The organism is Pseudonocardia hispaniensis, assembly GCF_042658695.1.
In the GTDB taxonomy this organism is placed as follows: Bacteria; Actinomycetota; Actinomycetes; order Mycobacteriales; family Pseudonocardiaceae; genus Pseudonocardia; species Pseudonocardia hispaniensis.
Genome location: NZ_JBHSQW010000011.1, coordinates 24,179 through 43,929 on the forward strand (window position 1 = coordinate 24,179; position 19,751 = coordinate 43,929).

A 19,751-nucleotide genomic window follows, 5' to 3' on the forward strand; every position below is an offset into this window, starting at 1 on the left:
CCGGCCTTGATTCATGCCCGCGGCCTGACCCAGGTCTTCCACACCCGGCGGGAGCGGGAGAAGGTCACCGTGCAGGCCGTGGCCGGTGTCGACATCGACGTCAAGGAAGGCGAGATCGTCGGTTTCCTCGGTCCGAACGGAGCCGGCAAGACCACCACGTTGCGAATGCTGACCACGCTGCTCAGGCCGACCGCGGGCCAGGCACGGGTGGCCGGGTTCGACGTCACCACCCAGCCGGCCGAGGTGCGCAAGCGCATCGGATATGTGTCCCAGAGCGGTTCCACCTCCGGTGTCGCCCGAGCAGGCGAGGAGATCATGGACCACGGGATGCTGTACGGCATCGGCCGTGGCCAGGCCGAGCGGCGCGGCCGGGAGCTGTTCGAGCAGCTGCAACTCGACGGCCTGTGGGCTCGCCAACCCAAGACGATGTCCGGCGGGCAGCGCCGGCGGCTCGACATCGCGATGGGCCTGATCCACGACCCGAAGCTGGTCTTTCTCGACGAGCCGACGACCGGACTGGACCCACAGGCCCGAGCGAACCTGTGGACCCACATCGCCGACCTACGCGACAACCGCGGCGCGACCGTCTTCCTGACCACGCACTACCTCGACGAGGCCGACACGCTCAGCGACCGGCTGATCATCATCGACAACGGCACGATCGTCGCGACCGACACCGCCGACAACCTCAAGGCCAATGTCGCCGGTGACCTCGTGGACCTGGAGATCAGCGACTTCGAACAGATCGGCGTCGCGGCGGAGAAGCTGGCCTCGATAGCCGACGCCCAGGACGTCGAGGTCGAGGGCACGCACGTGCGCGGGCGCGTCTCACGGGCCGGCATGGCGGTCCCCGGCCTGCTGCGCGACCTCGACCGTGCCGAGGTGGCACTGACCTCCATCGAGGTCCGCAGGCCCACTCTCGACGACGTCTTCCTCAACCTCACGGGCCGCAGCCTGCGGGACGACACGGCCTGAGATCGGAGCAACCTGGATGACCTTCCTGCGCCAGACCTTCATCGTCTTTCGCCGTCAGCTGCGGATGAACCTGCGCAACCCGGCCTGGGTGATCATCGGCATGGTGCAGCCCGTTCTCTACCTCGCGCTGTTCGGTCCGTTGCTCGAACCGCTCGTCGCGCAGTTCGGCGCGACGAACGCCTACACGTTCTTCGTTCCCGGCCTGCTGGTCCAGCTGGGCATCTTCGGTGCGATGTTCGCTGGGTTCAGCCTGATCGCCGAGTGGCGCGAGGGGGTGGTCGAGGCGGAGCGGGTGACCCCGGCCAGCCGGACGGCCCTGCTGATGGGACGCATGGCGCGTGACGTGCTGCAGCTGCTCGTTCAGGCGCTCATCCTGATCGGCCTGGGCTATGCCTTCGGCATGCGCGGTTCGCTCACCGGGATGCTTCTCGGGCTCGCGCTCACCCTGCTGATCGGCTCGGCCTGCGCCGCGTCGTCGAATGCCATCGCGTTGACCACCAAGAGCGAAGACGTCATGGCCCCCTTGCTCAACATGGTGATGATGCCGATCCTGCTGCTGTCCGGCATCCTGCTGCCGATGACCATCGGGCCCGCCTGGCTGCAGTTGGTCAGTGATGTCATCCCGGTCAAGCACATCGTGGACGCTGTGCGCTCCTCGTTCGCCGGCAACCTGGCCGTCTCCGCGATCCTGTGGGGAACGGTGTGGTCACTCGTGCTGTTCGGTCTCGCCGTGTGGTGGGGCACCCGGGTGTTCCGCAAGGAGAACGCCTGAATCGTCTCGGGCGCGCGTCATGGCTCCACGACGCGCCCGTGGGGCGACCCCGAGCACGTTATGGCTCCACAACGCGGCCATCATGAGCTGGTGAAGATGGCCGGACAGGCTCGGCGGGCGCCGGGGGAGGATGTCGCGGGTCACGCGTGGCAGTTCTGGATCGACCGCGGCGGCACGTTCACCGACATCGTCGCCCGGCGGCCGGACGGCGCTCTGATCACCCACAAGCTGCTGTCGGAGAACCCGGCCCGCTATCGGGACGCCGCGGTGGCCGGTATCCGGACGCTGCTCGGGCTCGCCGCCGACGAGCCGGTGCCCGCCGACCGGATCGAGCAGGTCCGGATGGGCACCACGGTGGCCACCAACGCGCTGCTGGAGCGCAAGGGCGAGCGGACCGCGCTGGTCATCACCCGTGGCTTCGGTGACGCGTTGCGGATCGGCTACCAGAACCGGCCGCGAATCTTCGACCGGCAGATCGTGCTGCCGGAGCTGCTCTACGAACGCGTCATCGAGGTCGACGAGCGGATCCAGGCCGACGGTGCGGTGCTGCGGGCCCCCGACCTCGAACGGCTCGCGGTCGAGCTGCGCCGCGCGCACGACGAGGGGGTCCGGGCGGTCGCCGTGGTCGGTATGCACAGCCACCTCCACCCGGCTCACGAGCAGGCGATCGGCGCGCTCGCCGCACACATCGGCTTCGCCCAGGTCTCGCTGTCCAGCGAGGTCAGCCCGCTGATGAAGCTCGTCCCACGCGGGGACACCGCCGTCGTCGACGCCTACCTCTCACCGGTGCTGCGCCGCTACATCGACCAGGTGGCCGAGCAGCTTCCCGGTGTGCGCCTGATGTTCATGCAGTCCAACGGTGGCCTGGCCGAGGCGGGGCATTTCCGTGGCAAGGACGCGATCCTTTCCGGCCCGGCGGGCGGCATCGTCGGGATGGCCCGGATGTCGCAGCTGGCGGGGTTCGACAAGGTCATCGGGTTCGACATGGGCGGGACGTCCACCGACGTGTCGCATTTCGCCGGCGACTACGAGCGGGTGTTCCACACCCAGGTGGCCGGGGTTCGGCTGCGTTCGCCGATGCTCGCGATCCATACGGTCGCGGCGGGTGGCGGGTCGATCCTGCACTTCGACGGCAGCCGTTACCGGGTCGGCCCCGACTCGGCGGGTGCGTATCCCGGACCGGCCTGCTACCGGGGCGGCGGCCCGCTCACCCTCACCGACGCCAACGTCATGCTCGGGCGGATTCAGCCGGACCACTTCCCGCACGTCTTCGGGCCCACCGGCGACCAGCCGCTGGACGCCGAGGTCGTGCGCCGCCGGTTCACCGAGCTGGCCGAACAGATCCGCCGGGCGACCGGGGACGACCGCACACCCGAGCAGGTCGCCGAGGGCTATGTGTCGATCGCGGTCACGAACATGGCCGGAGCGATCAAGCGGATCTCGGTCGAGCGGGGCCACGACGTCACCGAGTACGCGCTCACCACGTTCGGCGGCGCGGGCGCCCAGCACGCCTGCGCCGTGGCCGACTCGCTGGGGATCCGCACCGTGCTGGTCCCGCCGATGGCCGGGGTGCTGTCCGCGCTGGGAATCGGCCTGGCCGACACCACCGTGATACGCCAGCAGTCGGTGGAGGCCCACCTCGAGCCCGCGGTCGGCCCGCGGCTGCGCCGGCTCGCCGACGAGCTGGCGGCGGCGGCGCGCGCCGAGCTGCGCGCGGAGGGGGTGCCCGACGAGCGGGTCGGCGTGATCCCCCGCGCGCACCTGCGCTACGACGGCACCGACACAGCGGTGCTGGTGACCCTGCCGGACCCGATCGACCTCGAGGCGATGAGCGCCGAGTTCACCGACCGCTACCGGCAGACCTACTCGTTCCTGATGGACCGCCCGCTGGTCGTGGAGGCGGTGTCCGTGGAGGCGATTGGGCGCACCGACCAGCCCGACCTCTCCGAACGTGCCGGGCGCTGCCCGGACCCGCGGGCGGAGCCGGTCGCCACGGTCCGGATCCACGCCGCCGAGCGCTGGCGCGACGCACCGCTGTACCAGCGGGAGCGGCTCGGGCCCGGCGCGACCGTCGAGGGCCCGGCGATCATCGCGGAGGCCAACGCCACCACCGTGGTCGACGAGGGCTGGCGGGCGACGCTGGACCCGCAGGGGCATCTGGTGCTGCGGCGGATGGCCGCCCGCCGGGACGCCGACGTCGGCACCGCGGCCGACCCGGTGCTGCTGGAGATCTTCAACAACCTGTTCATGTCGATCGCCGAGCAGATGGGAGCGGCGCTGGAGTCGACGGCGCAATCGGTCAACATCCGGGAGCGGCTCGACTTCTCGTGCGCGCTGTTCGACCCCGACGGCAACCTCATCGCCAACGCTCCGCACATCCCGGTGCACCTCGGGTCGATGGGGACGAGTGTCAAGGAGGTGATCCGGCGCAGCGGGGCGCGGATACGGCCGGGAGAGGTCTACGCCGTCAACGACCCGTACCACGGTGGCACCCACCTGCCCGACGTCACGGTGATCACTCCGGTCTTCGACGAGGACGGCACCACGATCCTGTTCTTCGTCGCCTCGCGCGGGCATCACGCGGAGATCGGCGGGCTCACCCCGGGCTCGATGCCCGCGGACAGCCGACAGCTGGCCGAGGAGGGCGTGCTGTTCGACAACTGGCTGCTGGTCGCCGCGCCCGACGGAGACGGTGCCGCGGGCCGGTTCCGGGAGGCCGAAACCCGGGAGCTGCTGATGGGCGCGCCCTACCCGTCCCGCAGCCCGGAGACCAACCTGGCCGACCTGCGCGCCCAGGTGGCGGCCAACGCCAGGGGCGTCGCCGAGGTCCGGAAGATGATCGAGCATTTCGGTCTCGATGTGGTGATCGCCTACATGCGCCACGTCCAGGACAACGCCGAGGAGGCCGTCCGGCGCGTCATCGATGCCCTCGACGACGGGGAGTACCGGTACGAGATGGACTCCGGCGCCCAGATCGTCGTGCGGGTCACGGTCGATCGCGCCGCGCGGTCCGCAGTGATCGACTTCACCGGGACCTCGCCGCAGCTGGCCACGAACTTCAACGCGCCGAGTTCGGTGGCCACGGCCGCCGTCCTGTATGTGTTCCGGACGCTGGTCGCCGACGACATCCCGCTCAACGACGGGTGCCTGCGCCCGCTGCGGATCGTCATCCCGGACGGGTCGATGCTCGCGCCGCGGTATCCGGCGGCGGTGGTCGCGGGCAACGTCGAGACCTCGCAGGCGATCACCGGGGCGCTGTACGCCGCGCTGGGCGTGCAGGCCGAGGGCTCCGGGACGATGAACAACGTGACGTTCGGGAACGAGCATCACCAGTACTACGAGACGGTGGGCTCGGGCTCCGGCGCCGGGGCCGGTTTCGCGGGCGTGGCGGTTGTGCAGACACACATGACCAACTCCCGGTTGACCGACCCCGAGGTGCTGGAATGGCGGTTCCCCGTCCTGTTGGAGGAGTTCCGGGTCCGTCCGGGCAGCGGCGGTGACGGCGCATGGCGCGGCGGTGACGGCGCCGTGCGCCGGATCCGGTTCCGGGAGCCGATGACGGTGAGCACCCTGTCGGGCCACCGTCGCCGCCCGCCGTACGGGATGGCGGGCGGCGCGCCGGGAGCCCTCGGCGCCAATCGCGTGGAGCGGGCCGACGGTGCGGTGGTGGCGATGCGCGGCTGCGACTCGGTCCCGGTGCAGCCCGGCGACGTGCTGGTGGTCGAGACCCCGGGTGGGGGCGGGTACGGGCGAGCCTGAGCGCGGCTACGGTGTGCCCGGACCCGCCTCCTCGGCCGCGGCCGCCTCCTCGGCCAGGGCGTCGTCGATGAGCTTCTCCAGTCCGGCGAAGCTGTGCCGTTTGCCGTCGGTGCGCAGCACGACGACGCCGTCGTCGTCCACGCCGGCCTCGGCCAGCGCCTCGGTGATGCCGTGCGCGGTCTGCAGTGCCTCCTTGCCGAAACGGTCCCGCGCCTGATGCTTGGGGTGAATGGTGATCTTTTCGGAATGTTCGTGTGGCATAGGCCTCCAAGTAAAGACGGTGAGGCTGCGCTTACCCAATACTCTCTCGCAACGAATGCGATTGGTCACCCAGTGTTCCGGTGTGGCTGCCGCGGAAGGGAGACGAGGGTGAGAGCCCAGGTGGTTGCACATTGGCTCTGCAGGACCTGCGAGGTGGAGGGTCGTGATCCAGATCGCGAGCCGACCTGCTGGAACTGTGGTGGTTCGGTGACGGTCACCGCGCGACCGACCGTGTTTCTCGACTCCATCCGCGGTGAGATGGAGTAGCGGGCCCGCGCGCCGGGGGCACCCGACACGCGGGCCCTGGTCAGGCGATGGTTGTGACTACGAGGTGACCGCGCATTGGCCCCGGTCGGCCTTGGTCGGTCCGGCGGCCGAGGGCTTGATGTCGAAGTCGAAGATCGCCGTTGGCAGGTACAGCGAGCAGCAGGCGTTCGGGATGTCCACGATCCCGCTCACCCGGCCTTCGATGGGCGCCGAGCCGAGCAGCAGGTAGGCCTGTTCGCCGGAGTAGCCGAACTTCTTCAGGTACTCCACCGCGTTCAGGCAGGCCCGCCGGTACGCGACCGTCGCGTCCATGTAGTAGTTCTCGTCGGTCTCGCGGTCCACCGACACCCCGATGAACGTCACGAACTCGGAGTAGCGTGGCTCCACGTTGCCCGGCATGAACACGGGGTTCGTGGTGATTCCGTACGTTTCCATACCGCCCTTGATCAGGTCGATGTGGAAGTCGATGAAGCCCCCCATCTCGATGGCGCCGCAGAATGTGATCTCGCCGTCGCCCTGACTGAAGTGCAGGTCACCGCCGGAGAGTTTCGCCTCGGGGACGTGCACCGGGTAGAAGACCCGCGAGCCTCGGGTGAAGTTCTTGATGTCGTGGTTGCCGCCGTTCTCCCGGGCCGGCACGGTGCGTGCGCCGTCGCGGGCGATCGCTTCGGCCACCGAGCCCGTCGCCGTCCCGCCGAGCGAGCTCTGCTCCAACGGTGGAAGTGCCAGCGGCGGGACCCGGTCCGGGTCGGTGGCGATCAGCGCCCGCTCCCGCTGGTTCCAGCGTGCGAGCAGGTCGGCCGAGGGCGCCGTGCCGAACAGGCCGGGGTGCGTGATGCCGGTGTAACGGATGCCCGGCAGGTGCCGTGATGTCGCCACCTGACCGGAGAAATCCCAGATCGCCTTGTAGGCGTCGGGGAAATAGTCGGTCAGGAAGCCGCCGCCATTGGCCTTGGCGAAGATGCCGGTGTATCCCCAGCCCTGTCCGGGGGCGTCGCCGTACTCCTGCGGGGCCTGCACCGGGCCGAGGTCGAGGATGTCCACGACCAGGAGGTCACCGGGTTCCGCGCCCTCCACCCCGATCGGACCGGACAGCATGTGCGCGCGGGTCAGGTCGACGTCGCGCACGTCGTTGGCCGAGTCGTTGTTGCCGATCTGCGCGTCGGTCCACTCCCGGCACTCCACCCGGATCATCTGCCCGGGCCGCACCATCACCGCGGTGGGCACGTCCGGGTGCCACCGGTTGTGCCCCGGCACCGCTTGGTCGCGCATCGACTTGGACTGGTCAACGCTGAACACCACATCTGGCATGTCAGTTCTCCTTACGTTGACAACCTCGCCGGATCAGCTCGTGGCCGCCGGAACGGTCGGGGTGGGTTCGGGCGCCACCTCCTCGGGAACTCGCCGCTTGCGGGCGAGCGGCAGAAGGGCCAGGAACACGACGACACCGAAGATCGCGAGAGCGAGGGCGGTCTCGTTCGGGTTGGTCCACCTGCCGGTGAAGATCAGCATCGCCGGGATCGCTGCGGTGACCCAGGCCTGAATGATCGTCACCCAGCCCGTGTACTGGGTCAGTGCTTCGCGTTTGAGCCCGAGCACGACGAAGAACAAGGCCCACAAGAACGCCCAATACAGCCAGATCACGCCGAACGGGCGGTTCGCGACGGTCTGGAAGTTGGCATAGGAGAAGCCCAGCGCGACAATTGCCACGAAGAGGGAGAACCACCCCACACCGGTCGTATCAAGGCCGGCCAGGAGTCCGATCCCGACGTAGAGATAGGTGAAGCCGAAAAGATAGATTCCGGCGGCGGCGGTGATCAGCGCTGGGTCTCCGTTGGCGGCAATGATCAGATAGGTCGGCGTGACGACCTGCAGTCCGCCGACGAAGAGATTCATCGGCGCCGCGGCTTTGGGGTCGACTCTGCCGATGAGCAGCAGGCCATTGATGAACAGAACCGCACCGACGTACAGCAGACCGACGATGGCCATCTGGAGTCCTCCTCTAAGGGATCCACTCGTCCGGGCCGGGATTGCGGGTCGTGTCAGGCGCGCACGGGCACGGCCTGATGGGTCGTGACGACGACCGGGCGGCGGCGCACAACGGGCGGTTCCACCGTCCCCACGTCTGGTGTATCGGTGCTCTTCCGATATCGAGCCATCACCGTCACCACCCCGTCGACTCCGGGCGCGCCGGTCACGGTGACGCGAAAATAGGGACCCGACTAGGGTCGAAGGACCCTTGTTTAGTCAAGCGGTCCGGGACTCAGCCGGAGGGGACGCTGGGTTCGTCAGATTGGTCAGGGCCGTCCAGGCCATCCGGTGTAGCAGCGCCGCGACCTCGGTGGTGCTGCCGCGGGTGCGACTGTGCGGGGTGGAGTTCAGCAGCCCGAACGCGCCATGCGCGGCGATCCGCGCCGTCTCGGCGGTCAGGTCGGGATTGACCCGGCGCAGCACGTCCACCCAGATCTCCACGTAGGTGCGTTGCAGCAGCCGGACCCGGCGCCGCGGCTCGGGGGGCAGGTTGGCGAGGTCGCGGTCCTGCACGATGATGAGTTCCGGCTCCCGCAGCGCGAAGTCGACCTGGAAGTCGATGAGTGCCGCGAGCACCTCGCGCGGGTCGTCGCTGGCGGCGGCCCGGTCCTGGCCACCGGCCAGCAGGTGCTCACTGATCCCGATGAGCATCTCGGCGAGCAGCGCCTCCTTGCCGGGAAAGTGTCGGTAGAGTGCGGGCCCGCTGACGCCGACGGCGGCGCCGAGGTCGGCGATGCTCACTCCGTGGAAGCCGTGCCGGGCGAACAGCTGCGCGGCCACACCGAGGATCTGCTCGCGTCGGCTGGGGCCGTCGGGAACGGCCGCGCCGGCGCCGGGGGAGGCCGCCATCGGGCCAGCCTAGCGCGTTCAGTTAACGATCCCTAACTGGCCTGGCGGTATTCCTCAGCGGCCGCACAGCGGCTGCCACCTACCCTGAGCGGGTGAGTCGGCTCCGTGAGCGGTTGCGCGCACGCCTGGGCGTGCGCGCGGCATCCGCGCTGGCCGCGGCCGCCTCGGTGGCGGTCGTGCTGATGCTGGCCGGGGCGGTCCTGGTCGTCCTGCTCGACCGGTCGATGCGCGACTCCCTGGAGAACACGGCGATCCAGCAAAGCACCCAACTCGGGCAGCGGGTGGCCGCGAACTTCGAGGGCGAGCTCAAGCGGAACGCGGTCGATGCCACCGGCAAACGCACCGACCTCGTGCAGGTCATCACCGATTACTCCCCGAGGGACCACGCCGGCAGCGACATCCAGATCATCGGTTCGTCCGATGTGCTGGGCGAGCGGCCGCGGATGAGCGAGCTGATGCCTGGACCGGGGGAGATCGTGGTCGACCCGGTGCGCACCGTCGAACTGGAGGACGGGACGCGAGCCGAGGCGCTGGTGGTCGCGCAGGGGTTCGACACGAAGTACCGGCCCGTCGTCGTGCTCGCCGCGCAACCGCTCGGGCCCGTTCACCAGGCCGTCGACACCGTGTTCGTGATGGTGCTCATCGGGGTGCCGTTCCTGGTGCTGATCACCGGATGGATCACCTACCTGTTCGCGGGTCGCGCGCTGCGCCCGGTGGAGGCGATGCGCGCGCAGGTGGCCGAGCTGACCGACCGCGACCTCGGACGCCGGGTGCCGGTGCCGCCCGCCCGCGACGAGATCGCCCGGCTCGCCGAGACCATGAACACCATGCTGGCGCGGCTGGAGGCCGCGCAGGGGGTGCAGCGCCGGTTCGTCGCCGACGCCAGCCACGAGCTGCGCAGCCCACTGGCCACCATCGCGACCGGCCTCGAACTGATGGCCGGCCCCGACGGCGCAGACCCGGCGACGGTGGCGACGCTGCGTGGCGAGACCGAGCGGCTCAACCGCCTCGTCGAGGGCCTGTTGCTGCTGGCCCGCGCGGACGAACGGGGCCTGCAGCCACGCCGGGAGGAGGTCGACCTCGACGAGGTCGTCCAGGCCGAACGGACCCGCCCGAGCGAGGTCGGCGGGGTGACCCCGCAGGTGCGGGCCGAGCCGGTGCGGGTGGTCGGCGACCGCGGGCAGCTGCTCCGGGTGGTCCGCAACCTGGTCGACAACGCCCGCCGACACGCGCGGTCGCGCATTCTCGTCACGGTGACCCGGCGCGGCCCGAACGCAGTGCTGGAGGTGGCCGACGACGGACCCGGGGTGCCGGTGGCCGAGCGGGCGCGGGTCTTCGAACGGTTCGTCCGGCTCGATGAGGCGCGGGCACGGGCCGATGGCGGCGCCGGGCTCGGTCTCGCGATCGTCGCCGAGGTGGTGGCCGCGCACGGCGGCGACGTCGCGGTGGAGGACGCGCCGGGCGGCGGCGCGCTGTTCCGGGTGCGGCTGCCGGCGATCCCCGAGCCCGGCCCGGCCCCGTCCGACGTCGCCGCGGTCCGCGCGCCGTGGGCTCGCGCTCAGCCCGGTTCGATCATGCGGTAACCCACCCCACGCAGGGTCTCGATGCTGCGCGTCCCGAACGGGCCATCGATCTTTCGTCGTAGGTAGCCGATGTAGACCTCGACGACGTTGACCTCACCCTCGTAGTGGGCATCCCATACCGAACGCAGGAGGTCGATCTTGGTGACGACCTCCCCCGCGTGGCGCATGAGGTGCTCGAGCACCCCGAACTCGCGCGGGGTCAGGGTGATCTCCACGTCGCCGCGGTGCACCCGATGCCGCGCCGGGTCCAGCCGGAGATCGCCGACGGTCAGCACGGTCGGGCGCGCATCGCCGGCGCGGCGCAGCAGGGCCCGCAGCCGGGCGAGCAGCACGACGAAGGAGAACGGTTTGGTCAGGTAGTCGTCGGCGCCGAGATCGAAGGCGTCGGCCTCGTCGTACTCACCGTCCTTGGCCGTGAGCATGAGCACCGGTGTCCAGACCCCGGCCGCACGCAGTCGTTCCAGGATCCGGTAGCCCGAGAGGCCGGGCAGCATGATGTCCAGGACGACGACGTCATGCTCGCCCTCGGTGGCCGCCGCCAACCCCGACGGGCCATCGTGGGCGACCTGAACGGAGTGACCCTCCGCAACCAAGCCGCGCCGAACCAGTTCGGCCAGCGGACGTTCGTCCTCGACCAGCAGCACCCGCACGACCCAGACGGTAGAGCGTGGCGCCCGCCGCGCGGCGGGCGGACCGGCGCAGCCGGGGGAACCCGCGGTCCACCCCGATCGTCGCGAGCAGCAGCAGCAGCGCCGCCTGGCCGAGCAGACCGGGGGCGAGTGGGCTGTCGCCGCTGCCGTACCAGGACCGGGTGAGCGGGGACAGGCTCGCCCAGTAGGTACTGAGTCCCTGGTCGAAGCCCGCGGCGGCCGAGTTGGCGATCAGATGCTCGGCCACCCCGTAGCCGGCGAGGCCGACGACGACCAGCCCGAGCAGCCGAGCGAGCGGCAGCAGCCGGGCCCGTCCCGGTACCAGCAGCATGACCAGCGTCGCGATGAGCAGACCGGCGGCGAACCAGGGCACGAGGTTCCCCCCGCCCGGGGTGCCGGCCTCGGTGATCGCCCCGAGGGTGCCCAGGGCGCAGAGCGCGAGCAGGGTGTAGCGGACGACACCCAGGGCCGGCGGCGCAGCGCCGCGGCTGGTGGACCCGAGGTCGGATTGTGTGATCATGCCTTCTCCTCGGCCGGCAACACGAACGAGTGTCCGGATGGCCGCTGAAGGCACGCTGAGGATGGCCGGGACGCGGGCGGTTGCGCCCGGTGTCGCGCGGCGGTGGAGCAGCGTCGGCGGGGTCAGAGTTCTTCAGCATGACCCGGAAGGTGTGGCGGGCGCTGCGCGACGCCCGGGCCTGAGGCCCAGGTGTACGACGCCCGGGGCCGGATGCAGCAGGAAGTCGCGGTGACTGATGTTGTACGCATAGGCGCCGGCCAGCGCGAACACCACGATGTCACCGGCGCGGACCCGACCCGCGCGGATCCGGCGGGCCAGCACGTCCTTGGGCGTGCACAGCTGCCCGACGAAGGTCACCGTTGCGTCGGCCCCGGTGTCCGGGCGCGCCCAGGGCCGGTCCCAGCCGTCGGTGGAAAGCACGGCGAGCGGCTGGTCGTGGCCTTTGGCGGCGGGGGTCCGCAGATGGTGCGTGCCGCCGAGGCAGATCGCGAACCACTCGCCGTGGCTGCGCTTGAGCTCCAGCACGCGGGTGACGTACCAGCCGGAGTAGGCGCTGACCGCGCGGCCCGGTTCGATCCGCAGCACCGGCGCGGCGGCGCCGTCGAGGCGGGTGAGCGCATGCCCGGCGAGCAGGCGTCCGTACTCGGCCCAGTCGAAGCGCCGCTGCGGGCGGTGGTAGTCCACCGCCATCCCGCCGCCGACGTTGACCTCGGCGAGCCGCATCCGGTGCCGCCGCGCGAAGTCCAGCGCCCAGCCCAGCACCGCGTCCCCCTGGGCGGCGCACGCCCTCGGGTCCAGGCCGCTCGCGAGGTGGGCGTGCACCCCGGTGATCCGCACTCCCGGCAGCGCGGCGAGCGCGGCGGCGCAGGCGTCCGCCTCGGCGGGGTCCATGCCGAACGGGCTCGGGGCGCCGCCCATGGTCAGCGCGGCCCCCGGGACCGAGGAGCCGGGAATGTTGACCCGCAACAGCACCGTGGCGACCGTGCCCGCCACGCGGGCCGCGGCGTCCAGCCTGCGCAGCTCGGTGAGGCTCTCCACGTGGTAGCGCGCAACGCCCGCGGCCACCGCCGCGGCCAGTTCGGCGTCGGTCTTGCCGGGTCCGCCGAACGCCAGTTCCACGCCTGGCACGTGCCGCCGGACGTGGGCGAGCTCGCCGCCACTGGCCACCTCCAGCCCGTCGACGTGCCGGGCGGCGGTCGCGAGCACGGCCGGGTCCGGGTTCGCCTTGACCGCGTGCAACACCTCCAGCCGCAGCCCGGCTGCGGCGCCGGCCGCGCGGACCCGCGCGCACAGGTCCGCGGTGTGCGCGTCGAGATGGTCGAGGTCGTAGACGTAGGCGGGCACCGCGTCCCGGCGGACGAGGTCGGTGGCCGCCGCGGCCACACCCGGGGTGAGCAGGTTCATCGCGGCTCCCCGCAGAGCGCGCGACCCATCGGATGGGGAAACGGCACATATCCGGCGTGCCGGTCGGCGGCCCGCTCCCAGCGCACCAGCAGGTTGGTCTTGGCCGGCAGCGGCACCCCCGCGAGCAGCGCGCGCAGCCGGGGTGGGTGCCCCAGCTCGGCGCTGACGGCGGCCAGCACCTCGGCGAGGATCTCCCAGAGCCGCTGTTCGAACCGGTCCGCGCCCGGCCCGGCAGCGGCGGCCAGATCGGTCAGCGCGCCGGCGAACTCCGCCAGGTGATTGACGAACAGGCAGTAGGCGATCCGGTTCCAGGCCCGCGGCTCGTCGTAGGAGATGGCCCCCGCGACGTCGGCCGGAAGGACCGCCAGCGCGTCGGCGTGCCGCTCGCCCACCAGCTTGGTGCCCTCCAGATCGCGGGCGAGCACCCGGACCGGCATCTGGTCCGATCCCACCACGACCAGCACGTTCTGGGGATGCGGCTCGAGCACGACGCCGTGCTCGGCCCACAGCCGCAGCACCGGCGCGACCAGCAGCGACAGGTAGCGCCGCCACCACAGCTCGGCCCATCCGGCGAGGTCGGCGGTGCCGGCGCGGACGGCGAGATCGACCAGCCGGGTGCCGGTACCCGCGGGATCCGGGTACTCCGCCGCCAGGGTCCCGGCCAGATGCACCCGCTCGCCCGGACGCACGTGGTCGCGCAGCCCGGACCGCACGATCGTGCCCAGCGCCTCCAGGAGCCGGTGCCGCGGACCGGGATCGAGGCCGGGCAGGTCCACCGAGCGCGCGGCGGGCTCGGCCAGCACGGCGAAGCCCGGGTGGGCGCCGGCCACCTCGGCGCACGGCAGTTCCAGCAGCCGGGTCAGCGCGACCGCGCCCGCGAGCTCGTATGACGCGTTCTTGCGCAGGCAGTTGGTGATCCGCACGTGGAGGCTGGTCTTGAGGAACCGGTCGGCCTCGGGCTGGTAGAGCGTCCGCACGCTCGCCGTCGGATGGCACGGGACGCCGATCTCGCCGAGGTCGTGCAGGACCCCGCAATCCAAGGCGGCCTGCAGCGCCGGTCCGAGCTCCGGGTCGGTTTCGATCAGCCGGTACTGCCATGGATGGACCGGGACCGCCCGCCGGTCCGGGCCGACCCGATCCCGGTGTGCGTCGAGCAGGAACGCGGTGCACGCCTGGTCGTCGAAGTGTGCCCAGGGGTCGACGACGTGGTCGTGTACGTACTCGGCCGGGACGGAGAGCCAGCGCAGCGGGAAGGCGGTGCGGGCCTCCGGCGCGTAGCGACGCCACTGACCGGAGTCGCCGGACCGCCACTTCGGCGTGGGGTGGCGAGGATGGCCCCCGAGCAGGGCCTGCTCGGAGTCGAGGTAGGCGCCCGCGATCCCGCCGACGACCCGCCACGGCACGTCCGGCCGGGTCGCCAGGATCTCGGCGAGCGCATCCCGGCTCGCGCTCACCTGGGACACGAACTCGTCGTTGCGGTATCCCGTCTGCAGGGTCAGCTCCGCGCCGACCAGGCCGGCGAGCCGCTCCGGCCCCACCGGGTCCCACCGCTCGCCGGTCAGCAGCTCGACCGGGGCGGGCGCGAAGCGGTGCAGGGTCACCGGTGAGCGGCGCCGCAGCCGCGCACGCAGCAGCAGGCCCGTGTGGGCCAGCCGGACGACCAGGTGCTCTCCGGTCACCCTGGTCTGTCGCTGCGGCCCGGCGACCTCGCGGACCAGCACGCCGAGCAGGGTGTGCGCGGACAGCAGATCGGCGTCCGGGCCGGCCGCGGTGGCCTGCGGCGGCGGCGCGGCTTCGGGCGGGGACAAGGTCACCATGGTCACGGTGCGCTCCGTTCCTCTCGTCGTCCCGTGCGCAGGTAGTTGGGTCCGCTGCGGCGGTAGTGCTTGTTGACGTCGGCGCAGCCCAGCCGGTGTTTGGGCAGCAGGGTGCCCGCGGTGACCATCGCCTTGATCGGCCACCGGTCGGCCTCGAGCACGTGGCGGCGCAGCAGGTCGGTGGCGGCGACCGAGCCGGGGTCGGCCGGGTCGCACCAGCGTTGCGCCGCCTCCTCGACGCGGCCGCGGGCCAGTGCGAACAGCCGCCCGCGGCGATTCGCGTCGGCGCCGGCGTGCTCGACGACGAGCGCGCCGACGCAGAGGTGCAGGGTGATCGTCACGACCACGTCGGCCAGCTCCGCCGGGTCCGACACCGCGATCCGCCGATCGTGGAACGCGGCCGGGGTGACGGGCAGCGGCGCGTCCTGGCCGAGCGCGGCGGCGAGGCGGGCACAGTCGATCCGGGCGCCGTCGTCGTCCTTGTAGACCAGCCGCAGCCAGTCCGGGTCGCCCTCGCGGACGGCGACGGTGATGTTCTGCTGGTGTGCCTCCAGCGCGATGCCGTAGCGCAGCCACAGCGCGAGATGCCAGTCGAGCAGGGCGCACAGATAGGCGTCGAACCAGGCGATCGGGTCGGCGCCGGTGTGCCGGGCCGCGAGGCCGTCGAGCACGGTGTCGCCGGGGCGGTGCGGGTCGGGAGCCAGCAGCGCGGCGAGCGGGACGAGGGTGTCCCCGGCCAGCTCGGCCGGATAGCGGCGGACGAGCACGGCCAGCCGGTCGTCGTCCGGACTGTCGAGCCACCGCGTCTCGTCGGCGAGCAGCACCCGCCGGCGCAGCCGCGGTTCCCGGCGCAGCACCGCCGTGAGCAGCCGGTGCACGGTGTCGCCGTCGGCCAGCGTGCCGGGGGCGATCGTGCGCCGGTTGCGCCGCCCGAGGGTCGCGGTCGGCAGCGGCAGCTTCAGGTGCACGCCGGGGTCGGCGTCGAGGGCGACCGTGCGGGTGGACAGGGTGGGGGTGACGGTGGGGCCGGTGGCCGCGACGAGGCCCGGTACGCCGCGGTCGGCGGTGAGTGGGTGCACGGGCACCGCGAGGTGGTCCCGGTCGGCCTCCGGCCGGGCGCCGAGGCGGGACGGGGCCGGCCACCAGCCGGGCGGCCCGGCGGCCTCGAACGCGGGCGAGAACCGCAGCCGCGCCCGCGGCACGACGACCCAACGCAGCGGGAACGACGGCTGGAACTCCGGGGCGTATCGGCGCAGCTCGGTCTCGCTCAGCCCCCACCGGCAGCGCCCGGTCGGGTATACGGGGTGATCGCGCAGCGCGGCCAGCGCCTCATGGCGCAGCATCCCCGCGAACCCGGCGACGGGGGGTTCGCCGGCCAGCCGGGCGCGCAGCCGTGGACCGGCGAGGTCGTGCAGCCGCACGGTGGCCAGGGTCTGCGTGCACTCCTGGATGAAGTCGGCCCAGCCGGCCCGGGTCTCGGCGTCGCCGTCCGGGGCCAGCGCGGCGAGGGCCCCGGCCAGTGAGTCGACGACCACCGGGCCCCCCGGGGTGTGCGGGCCGTCCAGCACGAGGATCGGGGCCGCGACGGCGTGTTCGGCGAGGAACCCGTCGGGCCGCACCGGCAGCGCGACCGTGTGCCCGTCGCGAAGCCGGGCCCGCCACCAGGTCTGGTCCGGCGGCAGCGCGGGCAGCGCCGGGTCGTTGACCGGGGCGCCCGCGCTGGACAGGCCGAGATGGTCCTCCCGGAGCAGCGCGTCGAGCACCCGCTGGAGCAGACGGCTTTCGGCGCTCATGTGTGCACCGCCGCGGACTCGATCGGCCAGGCCGCGGTGGCGCGGAACCGGTCGAGGGCGGCGTCCACCCGCCGGGCGTCGGGGCCGATCCCGTGGACGACGGCCAGGTAGTCCCGGTTCGTGCCGTGCCACTCGGCGTCGGTCCCGACCGCGCGCAGCAGGCGGTGGCCGAGCCGGATCCCGTCGGGGAGCTCGATGACACCCTCGGCGGGCGCGTCGGCCAGCCGCCCGGCGCGGTCGGCCAGGACGTAGTCGACCCGGGCATGGCGGCCCAACCGGGTCGGGTCGGGCAGGTCGGAGGGCAGCGGCTCGCCGCGGTGCAGCCGGATCAGCGTGGCGAACAGGTCGAACCCGAGCAGTTCGGCGCAGACCAGGTCCATGGTGTCGCCGATGAGCCGATAGTTGACCTCGATGATCCGGGCGCGGTCGCCGTGCACGACGAACTCGGTGTGGCAGGCGCCGAGGCCGACGCCGAGGGCCGCGAGTTGGGCCCGCAGATGCGCCTGCACGGGCTGGGGCAGCACCGGGTCCCAGTCCAGCCGGGACTCGGCGAAATGCGGCGGCGGTCCGAGTGCGGTCCGCCAGGAGCCGAGGTGGTGCAGCGCGGTGCCGTCGCCGAGGGTGTCGTAGGTGCGCAGCGTCCCCGGCAGGAACTCCTCGACCAGCAAGGCCGCGCCGGGTCGGCGGGCGCGGATCTGGGCGACCCGGTCCCGCAGCGCGTCGGCTCCGGTGACCAGCAGGACGTCCTCGCTGGCCACACCCTCGCACGGCTTGACCACCGCCGGGTAGGGCAGCCCGGCCGCGACCTCGTCCGGGTCATCGGCGGGGCCGATCTCGGCGCAGGCGACGGTGTCGAGGCCGGCCGCCGCCAGCATTCGGCGGGCCAGGAACTTGTGCTTGCACCGCTGCGTCGCCCGCCACGGCTTGGCGGGCAGGTCGAGCAGTTCGGCGGCGAGCGCGGTCGGGGTCTGCAGGTGGTCGCTGTTGCTGAACAGCGCCTCCGCGGGCCCGAACCGGCGGCGCAGCGCGTGGACCCGGGCAGCCACCGCGGCGGCGTCGCGGACCGCGGCGGGCACCACGGCCAGCGGGGGGGACGGGTGGTCGGCGTACGCGGTCCGGTGGGCTTCGGGGCCGTCGGTGAGCAGCACGACCTCGGTCCCGAGCCGGGCCGCGGCGGGCAGCAGGCCGTGCGTGACGGCGTCGGTCGGGTTGAGTGCGGTCAGGTACAGCGGCACGGAGCTTCTCCCGGCACGTGATGGTCAAGGGCACCCGCCGATGACTCTGTGAACACGATCGACTACGGACAGTGTCCTATACAGCGCAGGCTGGCCTAACTAAGGCAAGCCTCGGGATCGGCGATGCCGGATCGGGGTCTGGCGCAGCCTGTTAATGACCGCTAACCTGTTAATGACCGCTAACCGAGGAGGGGCCTGTGCCTGCGACCCTGTCCAGCGCCGTCGACCCGGCCGACGAGGCGGCGACGCGCAACGCCGAGTCGCATCGCGCCCTGGTCGCCGACCTGAACGCCCGGCTGGCAGCGGCCCGGCTCGGCGGTCCCGAACGGGCTCGCGCCCGGCACGTCGAGCGCGGCAAGATGCTGCCGCGCGACCGGGTGGACGCGCTGGTCGATCCGTCCTCGCCATTCCTGGAGCTCTCGCCGCTGGCCGCCACCGGGATGTACGGCGACGAGGCCCCGGGCGCCGGGATGATCACGGGCGTCGGGCGGGTCGCCGGGCGGGAATGCGTGATCGTCGCCAACGACGCCACCGTCAAGGGCGGCACCTACTACCCGATGACGGTCAAGAAGCACCTGCGCGCGCAGGAGGTCGCCCTGCACAACCGGCTGCCGTGCATCTACCTCGTCGACTCCGGTGGGGCCTACCTGCCCGAGCAGGACAACGTCTTCCCCGACCGCGAGCACTTCGGCCGCATCTTCTACAACCAGGCCACGATGTCCGGGCTGGGCATCCCGCAGATCGCCGCCGTGCTCGGCTCGTGCACCGCGGGCGGCGCGTATGTGCCCGCGATGAGCGACGAGGCCGTGATCGTGCGCAACCAGGGAACGATCTTCCTCGGCGGCCCGCCGCTGGTGAAGGCCGCTACCGGCGAGGTCGTCAGCGCCGAGGAGCTGGGCGGCGGCGAACTGCATTCGCGGATCTCCGGGGTCACCGACCATCTCGCCGCCGACGACGCGCACGCGCTGCAGATCGTGCGGTCCATCGTCGAGACGCTGGGCCCGCGCGCCCCGCGGCCCTGGGACATCCGGCCCACCGAGGAGCCGCTGGCCGACCCGGCCGAGCTCTACAGCGTGGTGCCGACCGACTCCCGCACCCCCTACGACGTGCGCGAGGTGATCGCCCGGATCGTCGACGGGTCCCGGTTCGGTGAGTTCAAGGCCGAGTACGGGACGACCTTGGTCACCGGGTTCGCCCGGCTGCACGGCCACCCGGTCGGGATCGTGGCCAACAACGGGATCCTGTTCTCCGAGTCCGCGCTCAAGGGCGCGCATTTCATCCAGCTGTGCGACCAGCGCGGCGTCCCGCTGGTGTTTCTGCAGAACATCTCCGGGTTCATGGTCGGCCGCGAGTACGAGGCGGGTGGGATCGCCAAGAACGGCGCGAAGATGGTCACCGCGGTGGCCTCCACCCGGGTCCCGAAGTTCACGGTGATCATCGGTGGCTCCTTCGGCGCCGGGAACTACTCGATGTGTGGGCGGGCGTACTCGCCGCGGTTCCTGTGGATGTGGCCCAACGCGCGGATCTCGGTGATGGGCGGCGAACAGGCGGCGATGGTGCTGTCCACGGTCCGCTCGCCGAACGACCCGGAGCCCGAGGAGAGGTTCAAGGACCGGATCCGGGCGCAGTACGAGACGCAAGGTCACCCCTACTACTCCACGGCCCGGCTGTGGGACGACGGCGTGATCGACCCCGCCGATACCCGCATGGTTCTCGGGCTGGCCCTGTCGGCGGCGGCGAACGCCCCGCTGGGCGATCCGGCGTTCGGCGTGTTCCGGATGTGACGCGCCGTCGTGTCGTGCCGCTGTCCCGCCGTCCCCGTCCCGTCCAGGAGC

Annotated in this window: 15 protein-coding genes; 5 read left to right on the plus strand and 10 right to left on the minus strand. The window is 71.9% G+C overall.

What is annotated here, in order from left to right; all coding sequences use genetic code 11:
- Nucleotides 1–6: 6 nt before the first annotated feature.
- The 3 genes from ACFQE5_RS05600 (at nucleotide 7) to ACFQE5_RS05610 (ending at nucleotide 5,506) form a co-directional block, all read left to right on the plus strand.
- Nucleotides 7–975: an ATP-binding cassette domain-containing protein gene (locus ACFQE5_RS05600; RefSeq protein WP_379583529.1), complete on the plus strand. Its 969-nt coding sequence runs from the start codon at nucleotides 7–9 to the stop codon at nucleotides 973–975.
- A 16-nt stretch (nucleotides 976–991) separates the two neighbouring features.
- The gene (locus ACFQE5_RS05605) at nucleotides 992–1,747 is read left to right on the plus strand and encodes an ABC transporter permease (RefSeq protein WP_379583531.1); all 756 of its coding nucleotides are present in this window, start codon (nucleotides 992–994) and stop codon (nucleotides 1,745–1,747) included.
- 96 nt (nucleotides 1,748–1,843) lie between these two features.
- Complete coding sequence (locus ACFQE5_RS05610) at nucleotides 1,844–5,506, plus strand: hydantoinase B/oxoprolinase family protein (RefSeq protein ID WP_379583690.1); 3,663 nt, start codon at nucleotides 1,844–1,846, stop codon at nucleotides 5,504–5,506.
- A gap of 6 nt (nucleotides 5,507–5,512) precedes the next feature.
- On the opposite strand, the gene ACFQE5_RS05615 is transcribed toward ACFQE5_RS05610, so the two are convergent.
- From ACFQE5_RS05615 to ACFQE5_RS05630, 4 genes are all read right to left on the minus strand, one after another.
- The gene (locus ACFQE5_RS05615) at nucleotides 5,513–5,767 is read right to left on the minus strand and encodes a hypothetical protein (protein WP_379583533.1); all 255 of its coding nucleotides are present in this window, start codon (nucleotides 5,765–5,767) and stop codon (nucleotides 5,513–5,515) included.
- Nucleotides 5,768–6,091: 324 nt separating this feature from the next.
- Nucleotides 6,092–7,345 carry a formamidase gene (gene fmdA / locus ACFQE5_RS05620; protein WP_379583536.1) on the minus strand — a complete coding sequence of 418 codons (1,254 nt, stop codon included), beginning with the start codon at nucleotides 7,343–7,345 and terminating at the stop codon, nucleotides 6,092–6,094.
- 33 nt (nucleotides 7,346–7,378) lie between these two features.
- A complete protein-coding gene (locus ACFQE5_RS05625) occupies nucleotides 7,379–8,023 on the minus strand; it encodes an AmiS/UreI family transporter (protein ID WP_379583539.1) in 645 nt (214 codons plus the stop codon).
- A 258-nt stretch (nucleotides 8,024–8,281) separates the two neighbouring features.
- The gene (locus ACFQE5_RS05630; protein WP_379583541.1) at nucleotides 8,282–8,914 is read right to left on the minus strand and encodes an SACE_7040 family transcriptional regulator; all 633 of its coding nucleotides are present in this window, start codon (nucleotides 8,912–8,914) and stop codon (nucleotides 8,282–8,284) included.
- Between the two features lie 92 nt (nucleotides 8,915–9,006).
- On the opposite strand from ACFQE5_RS05630, the gene ACFQE5_RS05635 reads away from it, so the two are divergent.
- Nucleotides 9,007–10,497, plus strand: a complete 1,491-nt coding sequence (locus ACFQE5_RS05635; protein WP_379583543.1) for a sensor histidine kinase — start codon at nucleotides 9,007–9,009, stop codon at nucleotides 10,495–10,497.
- On the opposite strand, the gene ACFQE5_RS05640 is transcribed toward ACFQE5_RS05635, so the two are convergent.
- The 6 genes from ACFQE5_RS05640 to ACFQE5_RS05665 form a co-directional block, all read right to left on the minus strand.
- On the minus strand, nucleotides 10,473–11,114 hold the full coding sequence (locus tag ACFQE5_RS05640) for a response regulator transcription factor (protein ID WP_379583692.1): 642 nt from the start codon (nucleotides 11,112–11,114) through the stop codon (nucleotides 10,473–10,475). The genes ACFQE5_RS05635 and ACFQE5_RS05640 overlap by 25 nt on opposite strands.
- Nucleotides 11,011–11,667, minus strand: a complete 657-nt coding sequence (locus ACFQE5_RS05645; protein ID WP_379583545.1) for a hypothetical protein — start codon at nucleotides 11,665–11,667, stop codon at nucleotides 11,011–11,013. The genes ACFQE5_RS05640 and ACFQE5_RS05645 overlap by 104 nt, the downstream gene beginning before the upstream one ends.
- A gap of 132 nt (nucleotides 11,668–11,799) precedes the next feature.
- The gene (locus ACFQE5_RS05650; RefSeq protein WP_379583547.1) at nucleotides 11,800–13,071 is read right to left on the minus strand and encodes an alanine racemase; all 1,272 of its coding nucleotides are present in this window, start codon (nucleotides 13,069–13,071) and stop codon (nucleotides 11,800–11,802) included.
- Complete coding sequence (locus ACFQE5_RS05655; protein ID WP_379583694.1) at nucleotides 13,068–14,888, minus strand: IucA/IucC family protein; 1,821 nt, start codon at nucleotides 14,886–14,888, stop codon at nucleotides 13,068–13,070. The genes ACFQE5_RS05650 and ACFQE5_RS05655 overlap by 4 nt, the downstream gene beginning before the upstream one ends.
- Before the next feature lie 2 nt (nucleotides 14,889–14,890).
- Nucleotides 14,891–16,681, minus strand: coding sequence for an IucA/IucC family protein (locus tag ACFQE5_RS05660; protein WP_379583550.1), 1,791 nt, complete (start codon nucleotides 16,679–16,681; stop codon nucleotides 14,891–14,893).
- On the minus strand, nucleotides 16,678–17,916 hold the full coding sequence (locus ACFQE5_RS05665; RefSeq protein ID WP_379583552.1) for an ATP-grasp domain-containing protein: 1,239 nt from the start codon (nucleotides 17,914–17,916) through the stop codon (nucleotides 16,678–16,680). The genes ACFQE5_RS05660 and ACFQE5_RS05665 overlap by 4 nt, the downstream gene beginning before the upstream one ends.
- Before the next feature lie 209 nt (nucleotides 17,917–18,125).
- On the opposite strand from ACFQE5_RS05665, the gene ACFQE5_RS05670 reads away from it, so the two are divergent.
- Nucleotides 18,126–19,700, plus strand: coding sequence for a carboxyl transferase domain-containing protein (locus tag ACFQE5_RS05670; protein WP_379583696.1), 1,575 nt, complete (start codon nucleotides 18,126–18,128; stop codon nucleotides 19,698–19,700).
- The last annotated feature ends 51 nt before the right edge of the window (nucleotides 19,701–19,751 follow it).